The sequence below is a fragment of the Kribbella sp. CA-253562 genome (genome assembly GCF_050942265.1).
GTDB lineage: Bacteria > Actinomycetota > Actinomycetes > Propionibacteriales > Kribbellaceae > Kribbella.
On record NZ_CP192049.1, the window covers coordinates 1,596,382 to 1,611,437 of the forward strand.

The 15,056-nt window shown below is 71.3% G+C and carries 18 protein-coding genes; 16 read left to right on the forward strand and 2 right to left on the reverse strand.

Going from position 1 to position 15,056, the window contains the following annotated elements:
- Positions 1 to 37: 37 nt before the first annotated feature.
- The 13 genes from ACQPXM_RS07730 (at position 38) to ACQPXM_RS07790 (ending at position 10,515) form a co-directional block, all read left to right on the forward strand.
- Positions 38 to 850, forward strand: coding sequence for an SRPBCC family protein (locus ACQPXM_RS07730; protein WP_432946249.1), 813 nt, complete (start codon positions 38 to 40; stop codon positions 848 to 850).
- The gene (locus ACQPXM_RS07735; protein ID WP_432946251.1) at positions 847 to 1,281 is read left to right on the forward strand and encodes an SRPBCC family protein; all 435 of its coding nucleotides are present in this window, start codon (positions 847 to 849) and stop codon (positions 1,279 to 1,281) included. The genes ACQPXM_RS07730 and ACQPXM_RS07735 overlap by 4 nt, the downstream gene beginning before the upstream one ends.
- A complete protein-coding gene (locus ACQPXM_RS07740; RefSeq protein ID WP_432946253.1) occupies positions 1,268 to 1,711 on the forward strand; it encodes an SRPBCC family protein in 444 nt (147 codons plus the stop codon). Before ACQPXM_RS07735 ends, ACQPXM_RS07740 begins: the two co-directional genes overlap by 14 nt.
- Positions 1,708 to 2,952, forward strand: coding sequence for an NAD(P)/FAD-dependent oxidoreductase (locus ACQPXM_RS07745; protein ID WP_432946255.1), 1,245 nt, complete (start codon positions 1,708 to 1,710; stop codon positions 2,950 to 2,952). The genes ACQPXM_RS07740 and ACQPXM_RS07745 overlap by 4 nt, the downstream gene beginning before the upstream one ends.
- Positions 2,949 to 3,716, forward strand: a complete 768-nt coding sequence (locus ACQPXM_RS07750; protein WP_432946257.1) for a cyclase family protein — start codon at positions 2,949 to 2,951, stop codon at positions 3,714 to 3,716. Before ACQPXM_RS07745 ends, ACQPXM_RS07750 begins: the two co-directional genes overlap by 4 nt.
- Entirely contained in the window at positions 3,713 to 4,135 is a 423-nt protein-coding gene (locus ACQPXM_RS07755) for an SRPBCC family protein (RefSeq protein ID WP_432946259.1), read from the forward strand. Before ACQPXM_RS07750 ends, ACQPXM_RS07755 begins: the two co-directional genes overlap by 4 nt.
- Positions 4,132 to 5,415 carry a beta-ketoacyl-[acyl-carrier-protein] synthase family protein gene (locus ACQPXM_RS07760; RefSeq protein ID WP_432946261.1) on the forward strand — a complete coding sequence of 428 codons (1,284 nt, stop codon included), beginning with the start codon at positions 4,132 to 4,134 and terminating at the stop codon, positions 5,413 to 5,415. Before ACQPXM_RS07755 ends, ACQPXM_RS07760 begins: the two co-directional genes overlap by 4 nt.
- Entirely contained in the window at positions 5,412 to 6,593 is a 1,182-nt protein-coding gene (locus ACQPXM_RS07765; RefSeq protein ID WP_432946263.1) for a beta-ketoacyl synthase N-terminal-like domain-containing protein, read from the forward strand. Before ACQPXM_RS07760 ends, ACQPXM_RS07765 begins: the two co-directional genes overlap by 4 nt.
- A 38-nt stretch (positions 6,594 to 6,631) precedes the next feature.
- A complete protein-coding gene (locus ACQPXM_RS07770) occupies positions 6,632 to 7,525 on the forward strand; it encodes a DNA-3-methyladenine glycosylase family protein (RefSeq protein ID WP_432946265.1) in 894 nt (297 codons plus the stop codon).
- Positions 7,522 to 8,151 (forward strand): 4'-phosphopantetheinyl transferase family protein, encoded by a 630-nt coding sequence (locus ACQPXM_RS07775; RefSeq protein WP_432946267.1) that lies wholly within the window; start codon positions 7,522 to 7,524, stop codon positions 8,149 to 8,151. Before ACQPXM_RS07770 ends, ACQPXM_RS07775 begins: the two co-directional genes overlap by 4 nt.
- Complete coding sequence (locus ACQPXM_RS07780; protein ID WP_432946269.1) at positions 8,148 to 9,569, forward strand: carboxyl transferase domain-containing protein; 1,422 nt, start codon at positions 8,148 to 8,150, stop codon at positions 9,567 to 9,569. Before ACQPXM_RS07775 ends, ACQPXM_RS07780 begins: the two co-directional genes overlap by 4 nt.
- Before the next feature lie 84 nt (positions 9,570 to 9,653).
- Positions 9,654 to 10,064: an SRPBCC family protein gene (locus tag ACQPXM_RS07785; protein WP_432946271.1), complete on the forward strand. Its 411-nt coding sequence runs from the start codon at positions 9,654 to 9,656 to the stop codon at positions 10,062 to 10,064.
- Between the two features lies 1 nt (position 10,065).
- On the forward strand, positions 10,066 to 10,515 hold the full coding sequence (locus ACQPXM_RS07790) for a MarR family winged helix-turn-helix transcriptional regulator (protein WP_432946273.1): 450 nt from the start codon (positions 10,066 to 10,068) through the stop codon (positions 10,513 to 10,515).
- A 50-nt stretch (positions 10,516 to 10,565) separates the two neighbouring features.
- Here ACQPXM_RS07790 and ACQPXM_RS07795 read toward each other — a convergent pair whose 3' ends face one another.
- Both ACQPXM_RS07795 and ACQPXM_RS07800 read right to left on the reverse strand, forming a co-directional pair.
- Entirely contained in the window at positions 10,566 to 11,228 is a 663-nt protein-coding gene (locus ACQPXM_RS07795) for a hypothetical protein (RefSeq protein WP_432946275.1), read from the reverse strand.
- Between the two features lie 119 nt (positions 11,229 to 11,347).
- A complete protein-coding gene (locus tag ACQPXM_RS07800; RefSeq protein WP_432946277.1) occupies positions 11,348 to 11,947 on the reverse strand; it encodes a uridine kinase family protein in 600 nt (199 codons plus the stop codon).
- Positions 11,948 to 12,039: 92 nt separating this feature from the next.
- Here ACQPXM_RS07800 and ACQPXM_RS07805 point away from each other — a divergent pair, with 92 nt between their 5' ends.
- The 3 genes from ACQPXM_RS07805 (at position 12,040) to ACQPXM_RS07815 (ending at position 14,994) form a co-directional block, all read left to right on the forward strand.
- Positions 12,040 to 12,510, forward strand: a complete 471-nt coding sequence (locus ACQPXM_RS07805; protein ID WP_432946279.1) for a hypothetical protein — start codon at positions 12,040 to 12,042, stop codon at positions 12,508 to 12,510.
- A 119-nt stretch (positions 12,511 to 12,629) separates the two neighbouring features.
- The gene (locus tag ACQPXM_RS07810; RefSeq protein ID WP_432946281.1) at positions 12,630 to 14,030 is read left to right on the forward strand and encodes an ABC transporter substrate-binding protein; all 1,401 of its coding nucleotides are present in this window, start codon (positions 12,630 to 12,632) and stop codon (positions 14,028 to 14,030) included.
- A 10-nt stretch (positions 14,031 to 14,040) separates the two neighbouring features.
- The gene (locus ACQPXM_RS07815) at positions 14,041 to 14,994 is read left to right on the forward strand and encodes a carbohydrate ABC transporter permease (RefSeq protein WP_432946283.1); all 954 of its coding nucleotides are present in this window, start codon (positions 14,041 to 14,043) and stop codon (positions 14,992 to 14,994) included.
- The last annotated feature ends 62 nt before the right edge of the window (positions 14,995 to 15,056 follow it).

Genomic DNA, 15,056 nt, shown 5'->3' on the forward strand with positions numbered 1-15,056 from the left:
CCGCCGGCCCCCACCGACACGGAACTGGAGGACTGCGATGGAGCTCGACGCGACTTTCGCGCAGGTACTGACCGGGCTGGAGATCGGCACCGCGGGTGTCACCGGCCAGTCGCGGCTGCGCGACGACCTCGGCATGGACTCGGCCGAGATCATCGACATGATCTGTGGCTGCGAGACGGCGTACGGGGTGAGCATTCCGGACGACGGGTCGCTGGCCGTCACGCTGGAGCGGGTCCGGGACGTGCTGGCCCTGGTCCGAGCGTCCGGCGGCCAGGTGGGCGGGTCCGTCCCGGCGCCCGGCAGCCGGACCGAGGTCCTGGAGGCGATGGACCAGGCCGAGGGGTTCGACGACCGCTGCGTGCAGACGATCGAGATCGGCGTGCCGCTGACCGACGTGTACGCCGCGCTGTTCGAGGTGGCCGCGTGGCCGCGGCACCTGCCGCACGTGCACGCGATCGACCTGATCTACGACGACGGGCAGTACCAGGAGTTCCGGATGAGCGTGGCGTCCGAGGGCGAGCAGATGCTGCACGTCCGCTCGGTGCGCAACTGCCGGCCGGGCATCATCGAGTTCTTCCAGCCCGAGCCGCCGCCGTACCTGCGCCACCACGGCGGGGTCTGGCGCTTCACGCCGGCCGCGGCGGGCGCCACCCGGGTCGAGGTCACGCACGTCTGGAACCTCGGCGACCGGGTCGGCGAGTTCTTCCCCGACCGGGACGGCAAGAGCGGGCCGGAGCAGGTGCGCGACGTGCTGGCGCATCACTCCGAGCTGGCGCTGGGGCGCTGGAAGACCGTGCTGGAGGAGCGGGTCGCGGCGTCGGCGGCGCGGCTGGTGGAGGCCGGCGCATGAACGTCGTGGAGGAGCTGACCGTCGACGTGCCGCCGGGGGAGTTGTACGCGCTGTACTGCGATCTCGAACGCTGGCCGGAGGTCCTCGACGACGTGCAGTCCGTCGAGGTCCTGTACGCCGATGGCTACCAGCAGGAGTTCACCATGACGGTCAGCCGTCCGGGTGGTCCGGAGACCGTGCGCGGGGTGCGCTACTGCCGCGGCCGGGCGCTGGAGCTGTGCCAGTTCACCACTCCGCCGGCGTTGTCGCGGATGCGTGGTGTGTGGACCTTCGACGGACCGCCGCAGGGACCGACCACCGTCCGGGCCGAGCGGGAGTTCGTGCTGCGCGACCCCGACGCCGACGAGGACCGCTTCGCCGGTGTGCTGCGCGGCTTCCTGCGGCACAACCTGGAGTCCTTCGGTGAGGCGGCCCGTCATGCCCACCGCTAGCGCGTCGGTCGAGCTCGCCGCGACGCCGGCCCAGGCGCTGGAGGCGTTCTGGGACCTCGACACCTGGCGCGCGGTCTGGGACCGGATCGAGCAGGTCGGGGTCTCGTACGCCGACCCGTGCCAGCAGGAGTTCGTGATGCTGGTCGAGCGCGACGGCCGGGTCGAACGGGTCCGGACCGTGCGCTACCGGCGGCGCCGGGAGATCGAGCTGTTCAGCCCGGACCCACCGCCCGGGATGCGCCGGCACACCGGCGCCTGGGTGTTCGATCCGATCGCGACGGGCGCGCGAGTCACCGCCGTACGCCACTACGAGCTGCTGCCCAACGGTCGGGCGGACGGCTTCCACGAGCGGTTCGGCCTTCGGCTGCAGGCGATTCTCGACCAGTTCGCGGTGGCCTTCGCCGCCGGGCCGACGGCGGTGACCCGATGAGCCGGCTGGACTGCGACGTGGTCGTACTGGGGGCTGGGCCGGGTGGCGCGCTCGCCGCCGCACTCTGCGCGGCGCGTGGCATCGACGTCGTCGTGATCGAGCGCGGTGAACAGCGCGGTACGCACCTGCCGGAGAGCTGGGTCGGTGGGGCCACCGAGCTGATGGACGGACTGCGGGAGCTGGACGGTGCGCAAATCGACTGGCGCAAGGCGCTTCGGCCGCGGACCACGGTGCGACTTCGGTCGGCGTCGTCCGGCCGGAGCCTGTGCGTCGACGTCCGGGCGGGCGATCACGAGGACGGGGTCGCGCTCGATCGGGTCGCGTTCGACGCGCTGCTGGTGGAGCATACGAAAGCGTCCGGAGCGACCGTCCTGAACGGGTTCTCGGTCACCGAGGTCGTGCCGCCGGACGCCGAGGGGCAGGTGCTCGTCCGGGCCGCGAGCCGGGCGGGCAAGACGGTCGAGGTGGTCACGCGGGTCGTTCTCGACGCCTCCGGGAAGTCGGCGGTGATCGGACGCCGGCTCGGTCTGCTGGAGGTGGGCGAGACCGAGCTGGATCCTCGCGAAGCCGTGTTCACCCACATCGAGCCGGCCCGGCCGACTCCGCTCACGACGGTGGGCACGACGACCGTGATCGGCACTGCGCAGGGCTATCTGTTCGTCGTTCCGATCGACGAGGGCCGGGTCAGCGTCGGCGTTGTCGTTGCCCATGGCATCGACAAGCAGGAACCGGGAACCCAGTTCGAGCAGGGTGTGCCGGCCGATCCCGAGGTCGCGGAGCTGGTGGCCTCGGGCCGGCGGCTGTTGCCCGTCATCCCCGCGCTCAACCGCACCTACCGATGCCGGGACCTCGCCACGGCCTGGTACGGGCTGGTGGGAGACGCTGCCGCCTTCACGGATCCGTTCGCGTGTTCCGGCCTCGACCTCGCTCTGCGCAGCGGTGCGCGCGCCGCGACGCTGTGCGGTGATCTGCTCGCCGCCTCGACGTCGACCGAGCGGGAGGCCGCCGCCAAGGCCTACCGCGAGGAGTTCGGCCGCCTGCTGGACGCCGAGGAAGGCGCCGGACTGCGGGCTCTTGCCGACGGCAGTGGGCGCGAGTTGCTGAACGCCCTGACCGATCCGCACCTGCCGCCGCTGCTGCCGGTCGCCGCGCACGCGCACGGAACCTTCGGCTTCGACGGGTGGCAGGCCGCGCTGGCCGCCGGCCGCCGGCGCTTCGCCGGACAAGGAGAGTTCGGATGAGAGTGATCGACCTGTCGGTCCCGGTCGAGCCGTCGCCGAGCGAGCCGGTCCCGGTGGAGATCGACTTCGTCTCGCACGCGGACGGTGCCGACATCCTCGGCAAGCCGGCCGGGCTGGACCGGACCGCCTTCCCCAACCAGATGGCGGTTTCGCTCGAGCATGTGCGGCTCACCTCGCACACGGGCACCCACGTCGACGCGCCGGCGCACTACGGCCCGATCTGCGCCGGCGAACGAGCCCGGACCATCGACGAACTGCCGCTCGAGTGGTTCGTCGGGCCCGGCGTGCTGCTCGACCTGGACACCGGCAGCGAGGACGTCGTGTCGGTGGCCGAGGTCGAGGCAGAGCTGCAACGGATCGGCCACCAGCTCAGCCCGGGTGACATCGTGCTGATCAACACCGGCGCCGACGCGCGCTGGGGATCCCCGTCGTACTTCACCGACTTCCGTGGGGTCGGCCGGGACGCCACCGCCTACCTGGTCGAACGCGGCGTCAAGGTGATCGGCATCGACAGCTTCGGCTTCGACGCGCCGTTCCACCGGATGCTGCGCGACTACACCGAGGGCGGCGGTCCTGCCGCCCTGTGGCCCGCGCACCTGTACGGCCGGGAGCGCGAGTACTGCCAGATCGAACGGCTGACCAACCTCACCGGCATCGGCCGCAGTACCGGCTTCACCGTGGTGTGCCTGCCGGTGAAGCTGGCCGGCGCCGGAGCCGGCTGGTGCCGTGCCGTAGCCATCGTCGACGAACAGGACTGCCCGTGAAAACCGTTCCCAGTGCCCCGGCCCGGGTGACCGCGGCCATCACCATCGACCGGCCGCTCACCGACGTGACCGACTGGTTCGCGAACGCCGAGAACCTGCCCAGCTGGTCGGGCTTCTTCCAGGAAGTGGATGCCGCCGGCAACGACGGACGGCATCCCGCGCTGTCGCTGGCCGGCGTGATCAGCACCTGGACCGAGGTGGTCCGCGAACCGGGCGGTGCCGAGGTCGCGATCTGCTCGGTGATCCGGGGCCGGACCGAGCGTGCCGCCTTGTCGCTGCGGCAGACCGGGGCCGGAACCCACGTCCGGTTCACCGTCACCGTGCTGCGGCCCGAGGGCGCGACGGCCCTGCAGGCGCAGGAGATCCGGATGGGCGACGAGCTGGACGCCGCCCGCCACCTGCTGGAGGTGTGGGCATGACGCACCGTGTCGTGGTGACCGGGCTCGGCACCGTCAACCCGCTCGGTGCGGACGTCGCCACGTTCTGGCAGGCCTGCCTGAAGGGCACCTCGGGTGTCCGGACGGTCGACGAGTTCGGCATCCCGGCGGCGATGAGCCAGGTGGCGGGCGTCGTCGACCTGGACTGGGACGGCGGCCGCCCGCTGGGCGAGGACCTCGCCGACCCGCACGGCCTCGACCGCAGTGTCCGGATGGCCGTCACCGCGGCCCGGCAGGCGCTGACCAGCGCGAACCTGACCACCGACGAACTGCTCGCCCTGCGTCCGGATCGGGCCGGCGTCTCGCTGTCGACCGCGATCGCCGGCATCACCCGGATGGAGGCCGGCTTCGTCGCCGACTCCGATGGTGGCCGTCAGTGGTTGCTACCGGCAACTCGGCGGGACCGGGACGGTGAGGCCTTCCTCTTCGACACCACGAGCGCCCTGGTCGCGCAGGCCCTCGACCTTCCCGGCGAGCACGTCACCGTCGCCACCGGGTGCACCGGTGGAGTCGACGCCGTCGCGCACGCCGTCGCCGCGATCCGGCGCGGCGAGGCCGACCTGATGGTCGCCGGGGCCGCCGAGGCCCCGATCACGCCCCTGGTGGTCGGGTCGTTCTCGCGGATCAACGCGACCTCGTTGCGCAACGGCGATCCGCAGGGCGCGTCGCGGCCGTGGTCACGCGGTCGCGACGGGTTCGTGCTCGCCGAGGGGGCCGGCATGCTGGTGCTCGAGTCGTTCGAGCACGCCCGGAGCCGCGGCGCGACGATCCTGGCCGAGATCAGCGGCACCGGCAGCGTCAACAACTACTTCCACATGACCAGCATGCCCGCCGACGGTCTGCCGATCGCCCGGTCGGTCCGGCTCGCCCTGGCCGACGCCGGACTCGCCCCCGACGACATCGGCGCGATCAACGCACACGGCTCGTCGACGCCGATGAACGACCAGGCCGAGTCGAACGCCTTCCGCGCCGTGTTCGGCGAGCGCGGCGCCGAGATCCCCTGTACGTCGATCAAGTCCCAAGCCGGGCACGCGTTGTCCGCGGCGAACGCGATCGAGCTGGTCGCCTCCGTGCTCACCCTGCGGCACCAAACGTTGCCACCGACCCTGAACCACGACGACCCGGACCCGGACTGCGGTCTGAACATCGTCCGGCAGGCGCACGACCTGCCCGGCGTACGGCACCTGCTGAAGACCAGCAGCGGGTTCGCCGGCATCCACTCCAGTCTGGTCCTGTCCCGGTACGAAGGAGTTCCCGCATGAGCGCCGGTTTCGAGATCACCGGGACCGGGATCGTGAACGCGGCCGGGACCACCACCAAGGCGTACTGGGAGACGCTGACCTCAGGGCAGCCCACCGCACGCGAGGTCCACCTGTTCGGACCGGACACCGCCGCGCAGACCGTGATGCCGGTCGCCGACGACCAGGTCGAGCACGGCTGGTCCCCTCGGCAGTTGAAGCGGCTGGACCGGATGACGATGCTGTCCTCGGCGGCGATCCGCGAGGCGCTCGCCGACGCCCGGCTGGAGACGCAGCCGGGCGAGAGCGACCGGGTGGGCGTGTTCGTCGGCAACGCGACCGGGGGCTGGGGCTACGTCGAACCGCAGCTCTACCCGCTGTACCGCGACCAGGACCTCGCGGCGATCAACCCGTACGTCGCCACCGCGTGGTTCCCGACGGCCAGCCAGGGGGAGCTGTCGATCGTCCAGGGCATCGGCGGGACCAGCAAGACCTTCTGCGCCGAGAACCTGTCGGCGGCGTTCGCGCTGCGCCAGGCCTGCTGGGCGATCGCCGACGGCACGCTCGACGTGGCGGTGGTCTGCGGCGTCGAGGCGCCACTGACCCCGCTGGTCTACAACGCCTGCATCCGCACCGGAACGGTCAGCTTCGACGGTGCGTACAGCCCCTACAGCTTCGAAGGCGACGGAGCGCCGCTCGGTGAGGGCGCCGCCGCCATCGTGCTCGAGGCGACCGAGCACTCGCGCGAGCGCCGGGTGCGTCCCCGCGCCCGCATCGGTACGCCGGTCCTGGGTTCCGGCCGTCAGTCCGTCATCCACCGTGCGCTCGACGAGGCCGGCACACCGCGCGTCGACTATGTCGCACTGGAGGCCCGCGGCCAGACCGAGCCGGACACGCTCGAACTGTTCGCGGTCGAGAGCGCACTGGCCGGTGACCTGCCAGCGATGGGAGCAGCCACCGGTACGTCGGGCGCGCTGCTCGGTGCTTCCTTCGCGACCAGCCTGGTGACGGCGGTGCTCGCGGTGTACCAGGGCGCGATCCCCGGCGGCACCCGCGTGCACGCGGCGCTCGGCGAACGGGTCCGGGTGACCCACGGGTCGCCGGCCGAACAAGCGCGGATCCGTTCGGCGCTGGTGGTCGGCACCGACCCGCACGACCAAGCCGGAGCCCTGGTCGTCGAAGCCGTGGAGGACCTGACGTGAACAGCAGATCTGTCGTAGCCGTCCGTGATGATGGCGGCATGACCTCCTCCAGGACCGTGTCCGAGCACCAGCTGACCGCCGCCGCGCCGTTCGACTTCACCGCGTCGCTGCGCTTCGTCTGTCAGTTCGCACCCACCGCGGGCGAGCAGCAGGTCGAGAGCGGTCGGCTCACCAAGGCCCTGCGCGTGGCAGGCGAGACCGTCGTCGCCGAGGTGTCGGCCGGGGCCGGCTCCGCCGTCGACGTCCGGCTCACGACGGCTGCGCCGCAGACTCCGGAGACGGTCGAGGCCGCGCTGGACCGGGTCCGGTTCTTCCTCAGTCTGGACGACGAGCTGACCGCCTTCTACGCGGCCGCGGACGGCGACGAGCCCTTCCAGGCTGTCGTCCGGCGGTTGCACGGGTACCACCAGGTGAAGTTCAGCTCGCCCTGGGAGAACGTTGCCTGGGCCATCTTGTCCCAGCGCACGCCCAGAAGCCTTGCGGCGCAGGCGAAAGCCGCACTGATCGAGAAGACCGGAAACCTGGTCGAGCTGGACGGCGCGGTGCATCCGGCCTTTCCCGACGCGGGACAGCTCGCGGCGCTGTCGCCGGCGGAGCTGGTGGAGTGCGTCGGCAACGAGCGCAAGGCGGGATACCTGCACGGCTCGGCGCGGCGGTGGCTGGAGCTGTCGGAGGCCGACCTGCGCCAGGCGCCGTACGAGGAGGTGCGCGAGCAGTTGCTGTCGCTGCCGGGCATCGGGCCGTGGTCGTCGACGTTCGTGCTGATCCGGGGGCTGGGCCGGATGGACCAGGCGCCGCCGGACAAGGAACTGCTGCGCGCCGCGGCGCGCGTCTACGGACAGAGCGTCGACGAGACCACGCTCGCCCGCCTGGCCGGCCGGTACGGCGCCTGGCAGGGCTACTGGGCCCATTATCTGAGGGCCGGCGGATGAGACGGCCGGTCGACGCCACGCACGTCTGGGTCCGGCCCGAGGACCAGCCGGAGGGCCGGCTCACGACGGCCGAGGTGACCGAGCTCTCGGCGGTCACCCATGCCGGCCGGGCCGCGGAGATCCGGCGGTCCCGGCCCTGGGCCCGCGCGGTGCTGGCCGGTTATCTGGGCGTCGACCCGCTGACGGTCCGGTTCCGGCGCGGGCGGTGGGGAAAGCCGTACCTGATCGGCGAAGCGCTGCAGTTCAACCTCGCGCACACCGGGCGCCAGGCGGTCCTGGCCGTCTCCGACCGTCCCGTCGGGATCGACGTCGAGCCCGCGTCGCGGGACCTGCGCGCGGTCGTCCGCCGGTGTGCGTCCGACCGTGAACGCCGTCGGCTGACGGACTGCACGGGACCCGAGGCGGTCGCTGTCTGGACGCTCAAGGAGGCGTACGCCAAGGCGCTCGGCCTGGGACACCGGCTCACCTTCGCCACGGTGGAAACGGTCGCGGATCCGGAGCCGGGGCGCTGGTCGGTGCGAGGTGATCCGGCGCGGGCCATCGACGTGCGGACCGACGTACCGGGTCATCTGGTCGCGGTGGCCCGCTCGACGACGTCGCCGGTCACCCGGGTGATGGTGTCATGACCACGGTGGACAGCGGTCTTCGCGCGGTGATCGAGGACCGGCCGGACCCTCGCTGTCCCGAGCTGCGGCTGAGCGCGTTGTTCGACCCCGGGACGACTCGGCTCGACGAGAGCGCTGGGGATTCCGGTGCGGTGACCGCGAGCGGCCTGTTGCACGGCGTACCGGCCGTTGCCTACTGCACCGATGCGCGGACGATGGGCGGTGCGCTCGGCGCCGAGGGCTGCGCGCGGATCGCGGCCGCCATCGACGAGGCGGTCCGGCGGGACGTGCCGGTGGTCGGTCTGTGGCAGTCCGGGGGCGCCAGGCTGGCCGAAGGAGTTCGATCGCTCGAGGCCGTCGGGCAGGTGTTCTCCGCGATCGTCCGGGCGTCGGGGCGGGTGCCGCAGATCTCGGTGATCCTCGGCCCGGCGGCGGGCGGCGCGGCGTACGGGCCGGCGTTGACCGACGTCGTCGTGATGGCCGAGCAGGCCCGGCTGTTCGTGACCGGGCCCGACGTGGTCCGCACGGTCACCGGCGAGGACATCGACATGGCGGGGCTGGGCGGTCCGGCCGTGCACGCGTCGCTGTCAGGAGTCGCGCACCTGGTCGAGCAGGACGAGGCCGCGGCGATCAGCAGGGCGGCGTCGGTCGCGGCGCTGCTCGCGGCGCGGAGGCGTCCGGATCCCGCTCAGGTGCGCGACCGGCCCGAGCTCGCGCAAGTGCTTCCGCTGCGGGTGCAGCGGGCGTACGACGTGCATCCGCTGGTGACCGGGCTGCTGGACGCGCCGGGCATCGAGTTGCATCCGCGGTGGGCGCGCAACATCGTCACCCAGCTCGGCTCGCTCGGCGGTGCGGTGGTCGGTGTGGTGGCGAACAACCCGCTGCGGCTGGGCGGATGCCTGACCGCCGAGGCGTCCGACAAGGCGGCGCGGTTCGTCCGGATGTGCGACGCGCTGGGAGTTCCGCTGGTCGTGGTCGTCGACGTTCCGGGCTATCTCCCGGGCGTGGCGCAGGAGCACTCCGGCGTCCTGCGAAGGGGCGCGAAGTTGCTGCACGCGTTCGCCGGCGCGACGGTGCCGCGGGTCACGCTGGTGACCCGGAAGGCCTACGGGGGCGCGTATCTGGCGATGAACGGCCGGGCGATGGGCGCGACCGCCGTGTACGCCTGGCCGACCGCGCAGGTCGCGGTGATGGGCTCCGGCGCGGCGGTCGACGTACTGCATCGCCGGCGGCTGGCCGCCGTCGCCGCGCAAGCCCGCGCGGGGCTGCACGACCAACTCGTCGCCGAGCACGAGCGGGCGGTCGGCGGTGTCCAGCGACTGGTGGACGACGGAGTCGTCGACGCGGTGCTCCAGCCCGCGAGTACGCCGCGGGCTCTGGCCGCGGCGCTGGCAACGGCGCCGTCCGGCCGCCGCGGGCACGGCAACATCCCGCTCTGACCGCCGCTGCCGGCGGCAACTGTCTGCGCGTGGACGAACTGCGCACAGATGATCTATTGTCCAACCCTTCGGAGGAGAACGCACGTGTGGACTTACGAGTACAGCCTTGACACCGACAAGCCGGCCAAGGACATCTGGGCCCGCTACAGCGACCACAGCACGTGGACCGAGTGGGACCACGGGCTGCAACTGGTCGAGGCCGACGGTCCGCTGGCCGTCGGGACGACCGGGTCGTTGACGCCGACCGGGCAGAAGCCGATCCCGTTCACGATCACCGAGGTCGAGGAGCTGTCCACGTTCACCGACGAGTGCTCGGTCGGCGGACTGGTGATCCGGTTCCGGCACGAGCTCAGCGCCCTGCCGGGCGACGGCACCCGGGTCACCCACGGCGTCGTGATCAGCGGTCCGGGCGCCGACCAGATGGGCCCGAAGATCGGACCGTCCATCACCGCCGACATCCCCGCCTCGGTCGCGACGCTCGTCGAGCTGGCCTGACATGGCCGCGGCGACGCCGGTGAGCAGCCCCGGATTCCTGCTGTGGCACGCGACCCTGCGCTGGCAGCGTCTCGTCACGGCGTCGCTGCGTCCGCTCGAGCTGACCCATGTCCAGTTCGTGCTGCTCGCCGGGTGCTGGTGGCTGACCCGCGAGGGTGAGCCGCCGAGTCAGATCGAGCTGGCCGACCACGCCGGCACCGACGTGAAGATGACCTCGCAGGTGCTGCGCAAGCTGGAGCAGCGCGGACTGATCACCCGGACCCAGGACACCCACGACAGCCGGGTCAGACGCCTGGCCGTCACCAGGTCCGGCGCGGCCCTGGCCAAGAAGGCCGTCGCCGTCGTCGAGGCCGCCGACGCGCAGTACTTCGCGGACGTCGCCGACCTCGACGAGCTGAACGTCATCCTGCACCGCCTGGCCGGTACGCCGGCGCCCGCGCAGCAGTCCTGATCCGGACTCGGTTGCCCTCGGCAACCGTTCGGCAATGATCCCGCGCGACCTCAGCCGGCCTTGGCGGTGAGGCGTTTGTACTGCTGCTGGGCCAGGGTCGTGACGAGCTTGCTGTCCGGCTGCAGGTTGCTGCCGATCGGGCCGGTCTGGCGGACAGTGATCTGGGCGAGCAGCGTGCCGGCGACGAAGCTGGCCTGGGCGACGGCCTCGGACTCGTCGGGCACGCCGGTCGGGCCGACGCGGCGTCCGGTGAGCACGCCCGGCACCCCCGGTACGGCGTACTTGGTGGTGAAGGTCTCCTGGCGCCAGAAGCCGGCGCGCAGGTCCTGGGCCTTGCGCTTCGAGCCGGTCCGGAACAGGCGGACCGTGTACTGCTTCTTGCGGTCCGGGCTGATCCGCACCGCCTGGTAGCCCTCGCTGAAGTCCGCGTTCAGCAGCAGCGCGCGGTCCTCGGCCGGGACACTGGAGATCGTGCCGAGAAACGACTGCAGGGTGAACGCTCCGCTGAGCTCTCGCGCGTCCGGCCCGTAGCCGTCCGGTACGACGATCAGCCCGGCCAGCGCGCTCTTCGGCGTGGTCGGCGCCGGTGCACTCGAGACGGCGCTCTTCGGCGTACTGCTCGTGGCGGCTCCCGCGTCGCCTCCAGCGCACCCCGGCAACGCCAGCAGGGCGCACGCGACCAGCACGGTCACGCCGGGCGCAGTCCGCCTCACAACTCCTCCGCCAGGTCAGGGATTCCTGGCGGGATCGCATCAGAGGAAGGTGAACGCCAGGCAACCAACGGACGACAAAACCGCCGGTAGGCGGCGTGTCACCGCCTGCTGGTGGACGGTCAGTGGGTCGACGCCGCCGCGAGCAGGTCGGCGATCCGGCGGCGGGCGGCCTTCGGGTGCAGGGGTTCGCAGCCGGCGTCCAGGCAGCGGCGGACCACTCGCGGGTCGTCCTGGAGCAGCAGCAGGCCGCGCCGCAGCAAGGTGAACGGCGGCTTGCGGTGCTCGCGCAGGTCCCGCTGGAACCGGCGCAGGAACGTCACCACCCGGTGGTGCCGCACGCAGATCGCCGCGGCCAGCAGCCCGCGCTGCTTCAGTTCCCCGACGATCTGGTCAGCGAAGATGCCCTCGGCAACCACCAGTGGCTGCCCACCGGTGGTGACCAGATGGTGCCCGACGGTCGCGTCCACGCTGATGTCGTACGTCGGCAGGTCGGCCGACCCGGTCGTGCACAGTGTCTCCAGCGCGTCGACCGCCCGGTCGGCGTCCCAGGACCGCGGGTCGTCCCAGTCCACGATGCCCAGCGGCGACCGCGGCATCGCGGCGTCGTCGCCGTCGCGGTAGAAGTCGTCCAGCCGGACCACCGGCAACCCGACCAGCTCGGCCAGATGCGACTTCCCGGTCCCGGACGGACCGGCCAGCAGGACAACACGCGCACTCACCCGGGTTATTCTCCGTCATCCTGAACGCCCGGGTAACACCAGGCGTCCGTCGGCCGATGTCACCGGCGACCACCTGACGAGCGGAGACCACCATGCCGGACCGGCTGACCCGCCCCGGCGCGCTCGCGTACGCCGCCGTCGCGCTGCTGCTGGCGTACGAGATCGTGTGGTTGAGCCGGCTCGACGGATTCTGGGCCGCTGGGCCGTTCTGGCCGGGCGTCGTGGTGGGCATCGTCGCTGTGCTCGTCGTGCTCTTCGCTGTTGCGGCTGTCACCCGCACGCCGGTGATCGGTGGCGGCGACCGCCTGCTGAGCCGGATCGGTGGGCCGATGGTGATCGGCCTGACCGTGGTCGCCACGCTCGTGGTGGCCATCGAGGGACTCGACGACTTCGTGATGTGGCCGACCGCGCCGGCGGTCTTCGCGCCGTTCGGGATCCGGTGGCTCGAGCAGGCGTACTTCGAGGGCGTCGAGGAGACCCGCCGCGCCGCCGCGGCCGCGCGCGCCGAGCAAGCACACGCCGAGCAAGCGCGTGCCGAACAAGCACCGGCCAAGGAGCAGTAACCCGAAGCCGCCCAGCACCCCGCCGCTCATCTGAGCGGCGGGGTGCTCTCGTGTTGCGCGAAGTCTTGACACGCCCGAGCGCGACCGGTTCACTCAATTCTGAGCAGAGGCGTGCTCAGATGAGCGAGTCCGGCGGAACGAAGGAGCAGCTCGTGCTGGAACAGTGGAGGCGGATCGGAGCGGCGGGACTCGCCCTGGTCCTGGTGAGCGCGGTCGGCGGGTGTGCCGGCTGGGGTGGTGGTGCGGGCGGCGGCGGGGCCGACAGCATCAACGTGCTGATGGTGAACAACCCACAGATGGTCGACCTGCAGAAACTCACCGCGGACCACTTCACCAAGCAGACGGGCATCAAGGTCAACTACACCGTGCTGCCGGAGAACGACGTCCGGGACAAGATCAGCCAGGAGTTCTCCAGCCAGGCCGGCCAGTACGACGTGGCCTCGCTGAGCAACTTCGAGATCCCGATCTACGCGACCAGCAAGTGGATCGCCCCGCTGTCGGACTACATCGCCAAGGACCCGGACTTCGACCAGGACGACGTCCTGAAGCCGATGACGGAGTCGCTCAGCGGCGCCGACGGCAAGGTGTACGGCCAACCGTTCTACGGCGAGTCGTCGTTCCTGATGTACCGCAAGGACGTGCTGGCCGCCAAGGGCATCACGATGCCGGCCAAGCCGACCTGGCAGCAGGTCGCCGACATCGCCGCCAAGGTCGACAACGCCCAGCCCGGCATGCGCGGCATCTGCCTGCGCGGCCAGCCCGGCTGGGGTCAGCTGTTCGCGCCGCTGACCACGGTGGTGAACACCTTCGGCGGCACCTGGTTCACCGAGGACTGGCAGGCGCAGGTGAACGCCCCGGAGTTCACCGAGGCGACCAAGTTCTATGTCGACCTGGTCCGCAACCACGGTGAGCTCGGCGCACCGCAGGCCGGCTTCACCGAGTGCCTCAACAACCTTGTCCAGGGCAACGTCGCGATGTGGTACGACGCGACCTCGGCGGCCGGTTCGCTGGAGGCCCCGAACTCACCGGTCAAGGGCAAGATGGGCTACGCCCCGGCGCCGGTGGTGAAGACCGACAGCTCCGGCTGGCTGTACGCGTGGGCCTGGAGCATCCAGGAGGCCAGCAAGAAGAAGGACAACGCCTGGAAGTTCATCTCCTGGGCGTCCAGCAAGCAGTACGAGGAACTGGTCGGGCAGGAGCTCGGCTGGTCCCGGGTGCCGGCCGGCAAGCGCGCCTCGACGTACGAGAACCCGGCCTACGTGCGGGAGGCGGCGGCGTTCGCGGAGCCGACCCGGCAGGCGATCGAGAGCGCGGACCCGACCGATCCCGGGGTGCAGAAGCGGCCGGCGATCGGGATCCAGTTCGTCGACATCCCGGAGTTCCCCGACCTCGGCACCCAGGTCAGCCAGGACGTCAGCTCGGCGATCGCCGGCCGGATGAGCGTCGACGAGGCACTGAAACGCGGGCAGGAACTCGCCGACGACGTCGCCGAGCGCTATCGCTCCCGAGAAGCGAAGTGAGGAAGCCGTCATGAGTGTCGACACGCAGGCACGCCCCGGCGGCCGCCGCGCCGCCGTACCGCCGGGCACGCAGTCCACGATGCTGCGCACAACCGGCGACTGGGCCCGCCGGGCACCGTTGCTGCCGGCCCTGATCTTCATGATCATCGTGACCCAGCTGCCGTTCGTGGTCACGATCATCACCTCGTTCATGGACTGGAACGCCTACTACCCCGACGAACGCGGCTTCGCCGGCGTGGACAACTTCCGCCGCGTGCTCACCGACGCGAACACCCGGCAGGCGATCCTGGTGACGATCCTGCTGACCGCGGCGGTGGTGCTGATCAGCCTGCTGCTCGGGCTCGGCATCGCGCTGCTGCTGGACCGCAAGTTCCGCGGCCGTGGTGTGGTCCGGACGATGATGATCACGCCGTTCCTGGTCGTGCCGGTCGCGGCGGCGCTGCTGTGGAAGCACGCGCTCTACAACCCGGAGTACGGGCTGTTCAACGGCGTGCTGACCTGGATCTTCGGGGACAACGCGCCGCAGCCGGACTGGATCAGCAACCAGCCGTTGTGGTCGGTGATCTTCGCGCTGGTGTGGCAGTGGACGCCGTTCATGATGCTGATCCTGCTGGCCGGGCTGCAGAGCCGCCCGCTGGACGTGATCGAGGCGGCCGGCATCGACGGCGCCAGCCAGTGGGACATCTTCCGGTACATGACGCTGCCGCACCTGCGCCAGTACCTCGAGCTCAGCGCGCTGCTCGGCTCGATCTACGTGGTGCAGAACTTCGACGCCGTCTTCACGATCACGTCCGGCGGACTCGGTACGGCGAACCTGCCGTACACGATCTACCAGACCTTCTACACCGCGCACGACTACGGCCGGGCCTCGGCGGCCGGCGTGATCGTGGTGATCGGCACGATCGTCATCGCGACGCTGGCCCTGCGCTCGGTGTCCACGCTGTTCAAGGAGGAGGGCCGATGAGCGAGCGAAGCGAGGTCATCAGAAAGCACAGTGCGCGTGGTGCCTCATCCGCGCCCGGAGCG

What these genes read in the sequence shown, in the direction of transcription:
- ACQPXM_RS07730 (WP_432946249.1), top strand. Translation starts at nt 38, where the DNA reads ATGGAGCTCGACGCGACTTTCGCGCAGGTACTGACCGGGCTGGAGATC.
- ACQPXM_RS07735 (WP_432946251.1), top strand. Translation starts at nt 847, where the DNA reads ATGAACGTCGTGGAGGAGCTGACCGTCGACGTGCCGCCGGGGGAGTTG.
- ACQPXM_RS07740 (WP_432946253.1), top strand. Translation starts at nt 1,268, where the DNA reads ATGCCCACCGCTAGCGCGTCGGTCGAGCTCGCCGCGACGCCGGCCCAG.
- ACQPXM_RS07745 (WP_432946255.1), top strand. Translation starts at nt 1,708, where the DNA reads ATGAGCCGGCTGGACTGCGACGTGGTCGTACTGGGGGCTGGGCCGGGT.
- ACQPXM_RS07750 (WP_432946257.1), top strand. Translation starts at nt 2,949, where the DNA reads ATGAGAGTGATCGACCTGTCGGTCCCGGTCGAGCCGTCGCCGAGCGAG.
- ACQPXM_RS07760 (WP_432946261.1), top strand. Translation starts at nt 4,132, where the DNA reads ATGACGCACCGTGTCGTGGTGACCGGGCTCGGCACCGTCAACCCGCTC.
- ACQPXM_RS07765 (WP_432946263.1), top strand. Translation starts at nt 5,412, where the DNA reads ATGAGCGCCGGTTTCGAGATCACCGGGACCGGGATCGTGAACGCGGCC.
- ACQPXM_RS07770 (WP_432946265.1), top strand. Translation starts at nt 6,632, where the DNA reads ATGACCTCCTCCAGGACCGTGTCCGAGCACCAGCTGACCGCCGCCGCG.
- ACQPXM_RS07775 (WP_432946267.1), top strand. Translation starts at nt 7,522, where the DNA reads ATGAGACGGCCGGTCGACGCCACGCACGTCTGGGTCCGGCCCGAGGAC.
- ACQPXM_RS07780 (WP_432946269.1), top strand. Translation starts at nt 8,148, where the DNA reads ATGACCACGGTGGACAGCGGTCTTCGCGCGGTGATCGAGGACCGGCCG.
- ACQPXM_RS07790 (WP_432946273.1), top strand. Translation starts at nt 10,066, where the DNA reads ATGGCCGCGGCGACGCCGGTGAGCAGCCCCGGATTCCTGCTGTGGCAC.
- ACQPXM_RS07805 (WP_432946279.1), top strand. Translation starts at nt 12,040, where the DNA reads ATGCCGGACCGGCTGACCCGCCCCGGCGCGCTCGCGTACGCCGCCGTC.
- ACQPXM_RS07810 (WP_432946281.1), top strand. Translation starts at nt 12,630, where the DNA reads ATGAGCGAGTCCGGCGGAACGAAGGAGCAGCTCGTGCTGGAACAGTGG.
- ACQPXM_RS07815 (WP_432946283.1), top strand. Translation starts at nt 14,041, where the DNA reads ATGAGTGTCGACACGCAGGCACGCCCCGGCGGCCGCCGCGCCGCCGTA.